The sequence below is a fragment of the Paenibacillus sp. S33 genome, from assembly GCF_053615415.1.
The window spans coordinates 3,509,575-3,525,643 of the sequence record NZ_JBSIEZ010000001.1; the positions used below are offsets into that span (position 1 = coordinate 3,509,575).

The window sequence follows — 16,069 nt, forward strand, 5'->3', positions numbered from 1 at the left end:
GTTGGCTGTCTACGAGTGTAATTGGTTGAATAACTGGTCTGCCTGTTCAAAATCCAACTCACCCTGCAGTACTTTCTGTATCAAGGCTTGCATGGGCTGCTTAGGCTTCGGCTCTGTAGAAGCCTGATTTGTATCTCCCGCCGACTTGTTCAATTCCTTTGCCAAAAATTTGGAGAATTCTTTAATGTTAGGATAATCGTACACTCTGGTTGCTGGAATAGCTGTTCCAAAGCGTTTATTCACAGCCTGCACCCACTCTACACCTATAATAGAGTCCAGCCCCATATCAATAAATTGATCGTCCCGGCCAATATCCTTTTCATTCATACTCAGGGATTTCGCAAGACTTTCTACCAGTTCCTTCTCCAATGCTTCTATCTGTACAGCCGTTGGCGCATATGTCGACCGCTTTGCCTCATCCCTGGCAGCGGGCGGCGACGAAGAAGGCTTGGCCTCAGGTTGCGGCGGGGCAGGCTTGGATTCTGCCAGCGCGGCTGACTTCTCCGGCTTATCTGCTACCATCTGGATGTTGGAAACGGAGCTTAGCAAAATGCCCTGCGGTTTTTCAGGTACTTTCGCCAAAGTCTGTCTCTGCACATTATCGTTGCTATGGTTAACTGCAGGAGGGTTGGAAACGAGTTCTTGTACCGACACATCGGCTACAGGAGATTCCGCCTCGACGTCCCGGAATTCGCCCCCACGCGCGAAGATCCAATAGCTCTCCTTGGCAAATGGATAAGTTGGCAGACTAATCCGACGAGGGCTGCTATTCTCATAAAGTCTAGTCCAATCGAAGAGCAGCCCCTTAACCCAAAGCTCCGCCAGCTTTGTATACTTACCCTTGCTTATCCAACTATCCACCATTTTTGCCATATCTTCGTCCGCCTCAAGAACAGCTAGGATGTCTTTATTCTTCTTTGCCTGACCCCAATATAGCCCGTCAATATTCTCATCCCCCGCTAAAAAGCTCTCCAGCTTTCCTGTAAGTTCACGGGTAGACTTAACTATAACTGCTAACCGTTCTTCCATGGCTTCCCGTCCCACCTGCAGAGTAAATGCTATATCTTCCAGGCTGATTTGCGAGTATTCCGGCTCTTTGAGTTCAGCCAGCAACCTTTGCACCTGTTCTTCCAGTCGCTCTTTATTCCTCGCCGACAGCACGATCATTACCGGATTTTGCAGTGAAGTGGTAGCCTGTCTAGTCTCCTGCTTCTCAGGGATATATTCCTCAATAAGCACATGTGCGTTGGAGCCTCCGGCGCCAAAGGAGGAAATACCTGCGATTCTTGGGTATTCAACCGTCTTCCCATTCATTGTGACGACGGGTCTTTTCCACTCTCCCAGCTCCTGCTGAACTATAAAAGGACTATCGCTAAAATCGATATTCGGGTTTAGTGTTTTTGAATGCAATGAAGGCACGATTTGTCCGTATTTGAGCTGAAGGAGCACCTTTGTAACTCCGGCAATCCCTGCCGCGCTCTCACAATGCCCAATATTTGATTTTGCTGATCCGATTGCGCAAAATTGCTTATCCTCCGTATATTCCTGGAACACTTTTTGCAATCCGGCGATTTCAATGGGGTCACCTAAGGATGTCCCAGTGCCATGCGCTTCGATGTAACTGATGGTTCTGGGGTTAATTCCTGCTTTCTTTAATGCCCTTCCAATGACACTGGCCTGCGCATGGGGATTCGGAACTGAGAATCCGTTTGTCTTCCCTCCATGATTCACCGAGGTCCCCTTTACGACCCCATATATATGGTCGCCATCTGCAATAGCTTTGGCCAGTGGTTTGAGCAATACAGCTCCTACGCCTTCTCCCGGCACATATCCATCTCCGCCTTGTCCAAAGCTTTCGCACCGTCCTTTACTCGATACAAACCTGCCTTGCCCAAGCATCAGGTATTTGTTCGGATGAATGGATACATTGACGCCGCCAGCAACGGCAAGCTCACACTCGCCTTGTTGCAAGCTTTGGCAGGCCAGATGAATGGTCGTCAATGAAGAAGAGCACATGGTGTCCACAGCTATGCTCGGACCGTGGAAGTTACAGAAATAAGATACCCGGTTTGCGATGGAAGCCGGATTGCCAGGAACGGCAATCATTCTGCCCCTAGCTTGTTCCTGTGCTCCATAAAGTTGGTATTCTTCATACATGACCCCGACAAAAACACCTACATTCCTATCCTGCCCAAGGCCCCGCTCCAATCCAAGTGCTTCCCGGGTATAGCCTGCATCCTCTATCGTTTCATAGACGCATTTTAGGAATAGGCGCTCCTGAGGATCGATGATCTGTGCTTCTCTAGGTGAGATATTGAAAAACATGGGGTCAAACTGATCCACACCTTTAATAAAGCCTCCCCACTTGCTGTAAGTTTTTCCGAACTGGTCCCTGTCCTCGTCAAAGTGCATACTGTGATCCCAGCGATCTTTGGGGATTTCCGTAATGCAATCCTTCCCATCGCGCAGATTGTTCCAGAATTCCCGGATATTTTCTGCATCGGGATACATGCCCGACAAACCGATAATGGCAATTTCCTCCGATCCGCCTGCTCTTTCCGGTTGCGGTTGGAAACTTGCCTGAACTGGCATGAAACGCGATTGCTTCCGACTATCAGAAAGTGACCTTACCGGGTCGTTTTCCACCGACGAAGGCTTGAAATCTTTCGTAGCGTCCTCTGTCTCGATTCCAAGTAATTTAATCAGCTGCTTCTGGTGGACTTTGAGGAAATATTGGGTCAATTCCCGGATATTCTGGTATTCAAAAAATAAAGTTTTGGGCAGTGTTCCAAACGTTTTCTCCAACTCACGGGTTAGCTGTTTAATCATAATGGAATCAATGCCATATTTCTCCATAGGGGCATCGGTTTCAATCTGCCTTACCGGTAGCCTGATGGATGTAGCGAGCAATTGCTTTAAATAATTTGCCGCTTTTTCGGCAAGCAGGTCTTGTCCGATGACCGAACCCATCTCGCTTTCCCTTATCATAGAGGAGGCATCTCCAGTCTGATTCAGGGACGGTTGCTGTAGGAGCGTTTCTCTTAGCTGACTGGCATGCCCTTCCAACACCATGACTTGATTCTTTTCGGAAGCCAGGCTCTGATACAAAGCCCGAATTCCTGCACCCGTCTCCATTGCAAACATCCCCATCCCTTCCATGATCTTTTCTGTTTCCTCATCAATACGCATTCCGCCCTCTTTCCAGAGCGGCCAATTGACTGAAATCGTCCGCCCATGGCGTTGTGCTCGCTCTACCAGCGTACTGCGGTACTTGGCATAGGCGTCCATAAAGGCATTGGCAGCAGCATAGTCAGCCTGTCCTATATTCCCAAGGCTCCCTGCAACGGATGAAAAAAGGATGAAGAAGTCCAGCGGAATTTCCTTACAAGCCTGATCCAGATTCACCAATCCCGTAACCTTTGGTGCCAAAACGTTTTGCAATTCCTCCCGTGTTTTTTTAATAATGAAATTATCGCTAACCATTCCTGCGCTGTGCACAATTCCATCCAGCTTCCCAAACTCTTCCTGAATATCCCGAATCAAATCTTCAACCGCCCTTTTATCGGCGACATCGACTTGCCGGAATACTACTCTTGCACCTAAAGCTTCTATCTCCTCAATCCTTGCTTTGGTGTCACCACGAAGCGGGGAGCGTCCGACAAGAATTAAAGCAGTATCTCTGGCCTGTCGTGTAATTTCTTCGGCAAAAATCAAACCGAGACTTCCGGTTCCGCCGGTAATCAAATATACTCCCCTGTCTTTCCACGGAATGCTGATTGCTTCCCCGGAGGCTTTAATTTCCGTCCATACGGCAACATGCCGTCTACCTTGTTGATAGCGAATATGTGGTTCTATCGAACTGCGACTGTTTTCCTGAAGGATATTTATCATACCTGCTGAATCCTGCTCCACATCTATTTCTATCAGCTGGCCAACCAGTACTGGATTCTCCAGCCATGCTGTTTTTAAGAGTCCGGAAAGTCCCGAGAATACCTGTTGGTGTTCCTGCACCGGAACGACAAGCTGAACCAATGTTTTGCCTTTGGATTGCGTTTTAAGAATATGTTGAATTGCCTCAAACACCTGTGTCGCATAAGTCCTAAACCGTGCATCAATGCTCTTCTCTTCGGATTGGAGAATGAGGCACTGCACCCCGTTCATTTGCGATTCAATAATTTCCCCGGAAATATATCCCGGTTCGCATAAAATTACCAGATGCTGTTGATAGTCAGGTGCTGTTCCTTCCAGAGCAATCGCTTGTTCTTCCCACACAGGCTCAAGCATCAAAGTCTCAGGTGCAGTCCATTCATCTGGGCCGCCTGTTCCTCCTTCAGCAACTCGTGATGAGAATCCCTTCATTCTCACACAAACATTCCCCTGCTCGTCACACAAATCGATATCTAACTTTTGCAGCGAGCCATTTTGTATGCTGTCTTCACTATCACGGATCCAGGCCCACATCTCTGATGTACATTTGTTAAACACCACCAACTCTTCCAATGCAAATGGTAAGGCTGGCTTAATGGAAGCTTTGCGATCACCCGCACTCATAATCAAGCCTATCGTCGCCTGAAGAGCGGAATCCATCAAACTGGGGTGCATTACAAAATGTTCCATCGTATGGTAAACGGAAGAAGGCAAGGACAACTTGGCAAGCGCTTGACCCACCCCGATATATATTTTTTCAATTCCCTGGTGTCCCGGCCCATAGGATACCTGCATCGTCGCAAACGCCTCATAGCACTGACGGGATGAGAAGGAGCCCAGATTGCACTGCTCCAGCAAGGTTTCAATATCTATAGCGGGGATCTCTGCCACCGGAACAATTACTGCCCTGCCTTCACTATGCACCACCAGCTCCGTGTCCGTTGCTCCAGACCTGCTGTAAATTTCATAGGCGATCTCCCCGCCATCTTGAGGATAGAGCCCAATACCGACATCCACCGACTTCTCCCCAACCACAACAGGCCGGATCCAATCCACATCTTTTAACCAAATGGACGTCCACTTGTCTTCTGAAGATCCTGCAACCTGCTCTACTGCCGCCCGCGCCATTTCAAGGTAGGCCACTCCAGGCAAGAGCTTCTGCCCCCTTATCACATGGTCAGACAGGAAAAATTCCTTCCCCGTAAAAATAGAGCTGAACTGCAGTCCATAAATATTGGACGTATTGCGCTGAAGTAGGGGATGAATACCGACTGCTGTCTCCCTTTCCAGCACAACACCGCTTGCTCCCGTCCGTTTATTGATATCGGTTATGCAATATCGTTCTTTGGCAAAGGGATAGGTTGGCAGACTGATACGGTTTGGTTTAGCCTCTCCGTTCAACAGGGCCCAGTCAATAACGACTCCTTTTACCCAAAGGTCAGCGATTTTGCCATAGTTGCCTTCGCTAACTAACACATCAATCGCCGTGCCCGCACCCTCTCCGTCTTCACGAGCTCTATTTTCTTCTCTATGGCGTTTGGCGTGTCCCACGTGTAAGCCGTGGATACCATCCCGGCCTTCCACAAATCCTTTCAATTTCTCTTCAAGCTCCCGGAGAGAGCCTGCAACGAAAGCCAAACGTTCTTCCATCGCTTCGCGCCCTACCTGAAGGGTATACGCTATATCTACCAGACCGCTGTCTGTGAACGGATGCTCCCCGATTGCAGCTAGTAATAGCTGCGCCTGCTCTTTCAGTTGTCCTTCACTCTTGGCTGACAGCACCACAATAGCCGATTTTGGGGTGGTAAGGGTAATAGAATTCTGCTCCTGCTTTCCAGGAATATATTCTTCGATTACCAAATGGGCATTGGCACCCCCGAATCCAAAGGAGCTAACACCTGCTCTCCGAGGAATATTTTCCCCTCGAGTATCCCGCTGTGGCTTCCACTCCTGCGCCTCCTGAACGATATAGAACGGACTGCCTTCAAGTTTTATATAAGGATTAATTGCATCGCAATGAAGGCTTTTGACCAGCTTTTTATGCTTTAACTGGAGCAGCACTTTTATGACGCCCGCGATTCCAGAAGCCAGTTCCAGATGTCCGATATTGGTCTTCACCGAGCCCAATCCGCAATGGGATTCTGTAATCCCGGGCCCTTCTGTATTCTCATAAAGCTCTTTGAAAGCTGCTTTCAGTCCGTTAATTTCAATCGGATCGCCCAGCTCGGTGCCTGTCCCGTGAGCCTCAATGTAAGAGACAGTCCTTGGATCGATTCCGGCCTTTATATATGCATTTACCAACACATCCGCCTGAGCCCTCGGATTAGGAGCTGTCAGGGAATTGGCCCGGCCTCCGTGATTGACGGCAGTACCCCGAATCACACCGTAAATATGGTCTCCATCCTTCTCTGCATCCTTCAGCTTTTTCAGGAAAAGCATGCCGGCCCCTTCACCACGCACGTAGCCATTGGCCTTATTGGAGAAGGTTTTGCATCGACCGTCCTCACACAGCATCCCTGCTTTGTTAAAGCTGATATGGAGTTCAGGTGTAATAATCACATTAACACCGCCCGCAATCGCCATCTCGCAGCTTCCATCCTCTATGGCCCTTACGGCTCGGTGAATGGCCACCAGTGAACTGGAGCAAGCCGTTTCGACAGGCTCGCTCGGACCATGAATATTAAGGAAATAGCTCATTCGATTGGGCCCAACAGACGGTGCCATACCGCTGGAGGAATACGCCTCGACACCCACATTTCCCTGATAGATCATACCGCTGTAGCCACTGTTCGCGGTACCTACAAAGATTCCTGTGCGGGTTCCCGACAGACTCCCAGCCTGAATGCCTGCATCTTCAATCGCCTTCCAGATATAGGTCATCAACAGCCGCTGCTGCGGGTCCATGAGTGCGGCTTCCCGCGGTGAAATTCCAAAGAATAGCGGGTCAAACTCATAGATCCCGTCAATAAACCCGCCCCACTTGATGTTTGTTTTATTGGCCTCCTGCTCAGGGTCACCGTAATACGTCTTCCAATCCCAGCGATCTTCAGGGATTTCAGTGATACAGTCCCTGCCTTCCTCAAGATTTTTCCAAAACTCATCCACATCCCGGGCCATGGGAAATACACCGCTCATTCCCACGATGGCAATGGGTTCAGGAGCAGCCTGAGTCAGTTGCGGATTGGACAACACATTCCCGCCTGCAAACCGGAAACGCTGCCGTCTACCGCGGGTACTGTCTTCCCTACCATCCTCCACGGCCTGCACAGCAGGCTCAGTCCGGGCATGCACGGCAAACTGCTCGCCAAGCACGGCATCATATTCGTCCACCAAATATCTGGTGAAGTCATGAATCGTTGTGTATTCAAAAAATATGTCCGGCGTCAGCTCAAGCCGGTATGAGTGATTGATGTTGTTGGTAAATTGTGTGAGCAGGATGGAATCGAAGCCATACTCACTCATTTCTACATGTGCATCAATATCTTCAAGTTTGACTTTCAGCAATCTTGACACAGCCTGTATCATAGCGGCCTGCACCTTGTCCAGCAGATCTGGTACGACATTGCTTTCAGAGGAAGCTTCTGAAATTCCTGTCACCTTTTCAGGCTGCCTAGTCTCTGGAGTCGTGATTAACCCCATGGTTTTCTTCATTTTTGCGAGATTGCCTTCCATCACCATAACCTGATCAACGCCCGCGATCATGCCACGATACAAGGCCTGAATGCCGGAAGAGGTTGACATGCCGCTCATGCCTGTACGCTGCCTTACCAGCTTCTCCGTCTCCTCATCAATACGCATCCCACCCTCTTTCCATAGCGGCCAATTGATGGATAGCGTTTGACCCTGTCGCTGCTTAGATGCTATCAGAGTGTTCCGGTATCCGGCATAAGCATCCATAAACGCATTAGCTGCAGAATAGTCTGCCTGTCCCTGATTACCTAATCCTCCGGCTACAGACGAAAATAGAATAAAGAAGTCAAGCGGCAAGTTCTTGCTCGCCTGATCCAGATTCACTGTCCCTAATACTTTGGGAGCGAGAACCTCCAGCATCTCCTCGCTATTTTTTTGGAGTATGCGGTTGTCGCGAATGACACCTGCACTGTGAATGATGCCATTGATGTTTCCGAATTCCTCCTGAATTTCCTGGATTAAATCGGTCACCGCCTGCTCCTGAGTCACATCGACCTGTCTGTATATGATTCGTGCCCCTAATGCCTCCAATTTCTTTATCTCAGCCCGTTTGCTCTCATCCAGCGCGGAACGCCCCGTTAAAATCAAGACAGCTTTATCGACTTTATCCGTAATCTCTCTGGCAAAAATGAGTCCCAATCCACCGGCACCGCCGGTAATCAGGTACACTCCGCCATCCTTCCACGGGTTACCCGCCGCTTCCTGAGAGATGTGAACTTCGTTCCAGCTGGAAACCCACCGTGTGCCTTTCTCGTACCGAATCTGGATATTCTCGAGGCTACGGCTGTTTTCTTCTAAGATACCTATGATTGCTCCCCAGTCCTCATCCTGTCCCAGTTCTATTAACTGACCTACCAGTTTTGAATGCTCAAGCCGGGCCGTTTTTAAAAGACCGGAAAGTCCCGAGAAAAGCTGCTGCTCCTCCTGTCCGCTTATGGCAATCTGGATCAGCACCTTACCATTGGTTTTTTCCCTGAAAATGCTTTGAATCTCTTCAACCACCTGGACGGCGTAACGCTGGAACTGTTCCGCGATTCCGTTTCGGTCGGGTTGCAGTATAATGCATTGCACGCCGTCCATCCGAGCTTCAACTTGTTCACGGGAAATCCCGGACGGCTGGCAGAGTAACACGACATGGCGATCATATGCAGGCATTTCGGCCTCTAGAGCAATCCCTTGCTCTTTCCATACGGGTTCAAGCATCAAGTTACTAGAATTAGACTGAACATCCGAGGAAATCGAGTCCCTATTCAGAATTCTTGATGAATATCCTTTTATCCTGACACAGATGGCTCCGGTTTCGTCGCTCAGGTCAATATCCAGCTTCTGTGCCTTTTCCTCAGCTATGCCGTCTGCATTATAACGAATCAACGCCCACATGATGGAGCTGCAATTTTTTATAATTTCAACTTCTTGAATGGCGTAAGGCAGAGAAGGTTTGATCTCGCCAGACCCCAGCGTCAAGCCTATGGTTGCCTGCAAGGCCGAATCTATCATAGTTGGATGCAGGACAAATTGGCTTTGGTTGTCAGAAACGGAAGACGGCAAGCATAACTTAGCCAGCACTTGACCCTCTCCCGCATACACCATCTCAATCCCTTGATGTCCAGGGCCATAATCCATTCCCATATCCCTGAAAACTCTATACAATTGTGTGGGATCGAAGTTCCGACTGCATACATTCTGCAAGTCTTTAATATTCAGTGCTGGGACCTCCGCAGCTGATCTTCGTGCAGCACTGCCGTAGCTATATATCACAATCCCTGCATCAGCTTCTTCGCTCTCCCCATATATTTCATACGAAATCTCTTGATGATCATCCAGGAAAAGTCCGATGTGTAACTGCAGTGGCCCATCCTCTACGATAATAGGCCGTGCCCAAACCACGTTTTTAAGGCAAATTCCGGTTGGCCCGCTCTCATCAGATCCTGTTGCCTGATCCACGGCCGCCCGGATCATTTCAAGGCAAGCAGCCCCGGATAGAACCTTGCGTCCATTCACCACATGATCCTTCAAGAAAAACTCCTGGCCTGTAAAAGTCGAACTGAACCGCTGTTCCGAGAAATCGGAGGTGTTTTGATGCAGTAAAGGATGGAGCGAAGCAGCAGTGACAGAAGTCATGCCTTTGCCTGCCTTGCTGTCAAGCTCAGGCGCCCAACAGCGTTCTCTCGCAAAAGGATAGGTCGGTAGACTGATCCGGTAAGGTTTGATGTCCCCGTACAGCTTGTTCCAGTCAATAGTTAGCCCCTTTACCCACAACTCCGCTATTTTTTTTAGTTTTCTCTTCTTGATCCAGGTTTCAAGCAACGATTTGGCATCTTCATCCGCCTCAAACATCACAATCCCGTCTTTGCTCTTTTTCACCTGAGCCGTTAGGACGCCAGCAAGCGGATCATGATTCACAAATCCTTCCAACGCTTTTAGCATTGCCTCTTTTGAATCTGCCACAAAAGCCAGCCGGTAATCCATCGGCTCGCGGCTCACTTGCAGCGTATATCCCATATCCGAGAGGTTAAGATTTTCCTGGGATGCAATAAAGCTCCTCATTCTTTCGGCATACGTTTTTAGTTGCTTTTCACCTTTGGCAGACAAAACGAAGAGAACGGGATTATGGATATCGGCGGCTGTTGGTGATGTCGTAGATGTTCCCGTCCCGGGACGATATTCTTCAATAATAAGATGGGCGTTCGTACCGCTAAATCCGAAAGAGCTCACAGCGGCGCGCCTTTTATCCCCGTGGGAAGGTTCCCAGGCGTTCAATTCTGTATTGACATAAAAAGGAGAATTATCAAAATCAAAATGCTCATTCGGGTTCTTGAAATTCAGTGTCGGCACTAGTTTTCTATGCTTCATGCATAGCAACACCTTTTGCACGCTTGCTATGCCCGCTGCTGCAGAAGTATGCCCGATATTGCTTTTTACCGAACCTATGGCACAGTAGTTCTTCTGATCGGTTTTTTCTTTAAAAGCGGTTGATAAAGCTTCCAATTCAATAGGGTCGCCCAGCTTGGTTCCTGTCCCATGCATTTCAACATAGCTAATGCTTTCAGGCTCAATCTGATATTTGTTGTATATTTCCCGCTCCAGCTCAATTTGGCTGTTAGTGCTTGGAGCGGTAATCCCGTTGGTTTTCCCATCTTGATTGATTCCGGACCCGATAATAACTCCGTATATATGATCCCGATCAGCTTCAGCATCCTTCAGCCGCTTCAGAACCAGCGCCCCTACTCCTTCCCCTGGAACAAAGCCGTTGGCGCTATTGTCAAACGCTTTACACCGACCATCTGGCGACAACATTCCGGATGCAGACATGCCTACATACGATTCAGGAGTCAGATATAACGACACCCCGCCAACCAACGCCATTTCTATCTCTCCGTTAGATAACGCCTGGCATGCCAGATGGGTTGCCACCAGCGATGAGGAGCATGCCGTATCTACGGATATGGCCGGACCTTTCAGATTGAGGAAATAAGAGATGCGAGCCGCTGCAATAGCGTTACTGTTTCCAGTAGTATTGGTGAACTGCGCTTGATGCTTGTACCGCAGCATACTATATTCATTATTTAAAATTCCAAGGTAAACCCCACATTTTTTATTTCCCAACTGTGAGCCACTATAGCCTGCATCCTCAATTGCCTTATATGCTTCCTGCATAAAGATGCGCTGCTGGGGATCCATCCCTTCCGCCTCGGTAGGAGAAATATTGAAAAATAACGGATCAAAATATTCCATATCCTCTAAAGCACCCAGCCACTTGCAATTGATTTTCCCCTCTTGCGCTGGACGAGGATCATAATATTGGCTTACATCCCAACGCTCCTTCGGGATTTCAATAATGGAATTTTTGCCTAGAGCGAGATTATCCCAATATTGCTGCACATCTTCCGCACCAGGATATCTTCCCGAAATCCCGACAATTGCAATTACGTCTTTATTTTCCGAAGGCAAAGGCGATGAATCCTCTGCTACCTTTACCAGGTGGAATGGCTCGGGCTCCTCCTTAGGCGAGAGCCTTGGAGAGCATTGCATCGTGTCAGGTTCCTTCGAATGGACTTTCGCAATAGGCTTGTCCGTGTCCGGGACTGTGTTCAAGGACTGTTGATTGGAGCTTCCTCCACGCTTATTGATTTCTTGTGCCAAAAATGTAGCGAATTGGCGAATGGTCGGATAATCGTAGACCTTGGTCGCTGCTATGGATGTGCCAAATCGTTTATTTATGTTTCGAACCCACTCTACGCCTATAATGGAATCTAGTCCGGTATCTATAAAGTTTTTATCCGCCTCGATCTCGCTCCGTTCCATGTACAAAGCCTCTGCCAGGCTTACCATCAGTTCTTCCTGCAACAGCTCTGCAGAGGCGCTGCACTCAGCCATGCTGGCCTGCGCCTGCTTTTCAAACGAAATCGGCATCAAATTCACCTGAATGGAAGCCTCTGCCGATTTCTCCGGCTCTAATGCAACGGATGACGGTGAATACTCTGCTGGAGAATGATCCGAAATAGACTGGGCAGAGAATGGCGCAATTGATTTGCTCAACAATTCCTTCACTACAAATTTGCTAAAATCCCGGATGGTTGGATAATCGTAGACTTTTGTCGCTGTTATGGATGTATTGTAATGCTTATTAATGCTACGAACCCACTCTACGCCTATAATGGAATCCAATCCAAGATCAACAAAGTTCTTATCCGAATCGATATCGCTCCGATCTATATATAAAGCCTGCGCCAGGCTTGTTGTCAGCTCCTCCTGCAATATTTCCGCTGATATTGCAGAAGGAATAGACGACAGCGCTTCCGTCTTCTTCTCATCCTCTAATGTGTGCGATGTCTCCTCCAGTGAAGTTAACATGATCGTTGTCCCCTCCTGGTTGGCAGACTTGCTTAGATGCGGCTGACGGTCCAACAAATTCGGTAAGGATATGGCGCTTGGTTTTTCAGAACTATTCAAAAAACCGGATTGTATTAGGGCTGTTGGCTGCATCGCATGAGTCTGGACGGGAACTGCCTTTTTCTGAGCTTCCGTAACGGCTCTTTCTACAGAAGAGACTCTTTCTACAGAGGGGCTCATAATATCCGTAATCCAGTACCGCTCCCTCGCAAAAGGATAGGCAGGCAGGCTAATTCGCCGCGGCTTGGCATCCCCATAAAGCAGGTTCCAATCCATCGCCAGTCCCTTGACCCATAGATCAACAACCTTCGAATATTTCCCTTTCCCTATCCAGGCAGCGATCGTTTTGTCCATGTCTTCATCTTCTACCAGCGCCGTCAGCGCCTCCTTATTCCGTTTGACCTGATCCCGGTACAACTCAGGGATACTGTCCCGTCCTTCCAGGAATCCTTCCAGTTTGTCCACCAGCTCCTGCATGGACCCTGCTATCACTGCCAAGCGCTCTTCCATGGCTTCGCGTCCCACCTGCAGCGTGTAGGCCACATCGGCCAGACTGCTTTCGCTGAGCTGTCCTTCCCGCATAACGGCTAGCATTCTCTCGGCCTGCTTTTTCAGTCGTTCTTCATTTTTGGCTGACAATACGATGATCGCAGGCTTTTGAGCCGTAACGCTCATGGGCACCTTCTCTTCCGCAATGTACTCTTCGATGATGACATGTGCATTGGAGCCTCCCGCTCCAAACGATGAAATCCCGGCTATTCTCGGATATTCCCGCGTCTCTCCATCGATCTCAACCACCGGCCGTCTCCATTCCCCCAGCTCCTGCTGGACGACGAACGGCGTCTGACCGAAATGGATGTTCGGATTCAATTCTTGGGCATGCAGACTGGGAACCAGCGTCCGGTTTTTCATCTGCAAGATGATTTTCCCCACCCCAGCGATGCCCGCTGCCGCCTCCAGATGTCCGATGTTGGACTTCACAGAGCCTATGGCGCAGAATCCCGTATCCGGCGTATCCTTCCTGAATGCCTGGGTCAGACCCGTCACTTCAATCGGGTCTCCCAGCTCCGTGCCTGTCCCGTGAGCTTCAATATAGCTGACCGTCCGCGCATGGACCCCCGCTCGCTCCAGGGCCGCCCGGATCAGTTCCCCTTGGGCTGTCGGGTTCGGCACCGTATAGCCGTTGGTCTTGCCTCCATGGTTAATGCTTGTCCCCCGGATCACCGCATGAATAAGGTCCCCATCAGCGATCGCCTTGGACAGCGGCTTTAATAGGACGACCCCCGCGCCTTCTCCAGGGACAAACCCATTGCCTCCTTTGCCGAAGCTCTTGCACTGCCCGTCTGCTGACAGCATGTGGTTGGCGCAAAGTCCCACATAGCTGAGCGGATGGAGATACAGATTTACTCCGCCTGCAATAGCCATTTCGCATTCTCCGCGGTACAGATGCTCACAGGCTTCATGAATCGCGGTCAACGAGGACGAACACATCGTATCGATCGGCATGCTTGGCCCTTGCAAATTAAAGAGATACGAAATCCTGTTGGCCACTGAACTAAAGGATGTATGAGGGTATATTTGCGTTCCTTTTCTCCATAAATCCAGTCCGTATAGATCAAAACCCGTTTTGGTAATCCCAGCAAATACGCCTACCCGGCGGTTATGCCGCATCGCAAGCTGTTCTCGGGTGTAACCCGCGTCCTCCAGTGCTTCCCAGCAGGCTTCAATGAACAGCCTTTCCTGCGGGTCCATACCGAGTGCTTCTCGTGGCGCAATATTGAAAAAGCGCGGATCGAAATCCGCAAATTCTTCGATAAAGCCACCCCACTTGCTGTAGCTTTTTCCATTCGCCACCGCTTCCTGTGAATCAGGATGGAAGAACCCCTCCAGCGTCCAACGCTCACTTGGGATTTCGGTGACACAGTCCTTCCCTGCTTTTAGATTTTCCCAATATTCGTTCATGTCCCTGGACCAGGGATACTTTCCAGCCATCCCAATGATCGCTATCGGTTCTCGCATTTCCGCAGGAGCAGACCCAGCCAAGCTTCGGACAGGCTTCGCTTCCTCCTTTGCCACAGCCGGCACGGCTTCTTCCTCGGCGCACAACGGTGCCGCAAGTATTTCCTCTACAGGCTGCATGTCATGGCTTATTCCGGTCCACTGCATGCACTCCTGCGGGTATTCCGCCACAAAATATTCCGTCAAGGCGTGCAAGGTCTGGTACTCATAAAACAACGTCTGGGACAGCTCTCCAAAGAAGCCCGCCAGCTTGGCATTCAGCTGGGTAATCATGATCGAGTCGATTCCATACCTCTCTAGCGGCTCATGGGCTTCGATGCTGCTGACGCTCAGCCGAGTCACCTCTCCCAAAAGCACCTTGAGTCGATATAAGGTTTTATCGTAGAGCTGGCCTGCATCCAGCTTAGGGGTTGCCTGATTAGAAACAGCTACTTGGATGGCACGGACGCCGGCTTGTGAGACGGCTTTCGCCAAGTAGGCCTCGATTTTCTCAGACTCCCCTTCCATGACCATCACCTGCTCCTTGCCGGAGGCCAAGCTTTGATACAACGCCCTCATTCCCGACCGGGTCTGCATGGTTGTAATACCCATGTTTTGCGTCATGATCTGTTCCGTGTCCGCATCGATCCGCATTCCGCCCTCTTTCCATAGCGGCCAGCGGATGGATAACGTCTGCCCCCGCCGTTGCTTGGCCCCTACCAGGGCATTCCGGTATTCGGCGTATGCGTCCATAAAGGCATTGGCCGTCGAATAGTCAGCCTGTCCAGGATTGCCCAGGCTGCCCGATATGGAAGAAAAGAGCACAAAGAAGTCTAGATTCTGGCCGCTGCTTGCCTCATCCAGATGGACCAGTCCGCTCACCTTCGGTCCCAGCACCTCCAAAAATTCTTCACTAGTTTTTTTAATGATGAAATTATCTTGAATCACCCCTGCGCAGTGGATGATCCCATGGACACGTCCAAATTCCTGCTGCATGCTGTCCAATAAACCGATAACGGTGTTTCTATGGGTGATATCCGCTTGTCTGTACACCACGCTGGCGCCTGAAGACTCCAGTTCCTGCAGCTTCGTCTGCTTGTCTCGGTCCAGCGGCGACCGCCCCGTCAAAATGAAGGTCGCTGCTTGCGTCTGCCGGGCAATCTCTTCTGCAACCAGCAGTCCCAGACTGCCGGAGCCGCCGGTAATCAGATAGACCCCACCGTCTCTCCATGGAAGCCCCTCTTCTTGCCCAGATGTTTCAAGCCTGCTCCAGCAAGCGATTGTCCGTTGTCCGTTCTCATAACGAATCCAGCCATCCATCGGGCTACGGCTGTTATCCTCCAGCTTCGCCAGGATGCCTTCCGCCTGTTCTCCCTGATCCACTTCAATCAGCTGCCCGATGAATTTTGGATTTTCCAGCCGGGCTGTCTTCAACAGTCCCGAAAGTCCCGAAAAGAGCCGTCCTTCCCCGGCGTTCCGCACCACAATTTGGACCAGCACCCTCCCCTCAGGCTTGTCTTTGAGTATGCTTTGGATGCTCTCAAAGGCCTGAATAGCATAG

1 protein-coding gene (cut by a window edge) is annotated in these 16,069 nt (G+C 49.8%); it reads right to left on the reverse strand.

Annotated features, from left to right (window positions below; genetic code table 11):
* Positions 1-9 precede the first annotated feature (9 nt).
* A protein-coding gene (locus ACWGXJ_RS16055) for an SDR family NAD(P)-dependent oxidoreductase (protein ID WP_452567148.1) crosses the window boundary here: on the reverse strand, positions 10-16,069 show its 3' portion. 3,638 nt of this gene lie beyond the right edge of the window; 16,060 of the gene's 19,698 nt are visible here — the last part of the coding sequence; its start codon lies beyond the right edge, outside the window — the gene reads right to left on this strand; its stop codon occupies positions 10-12.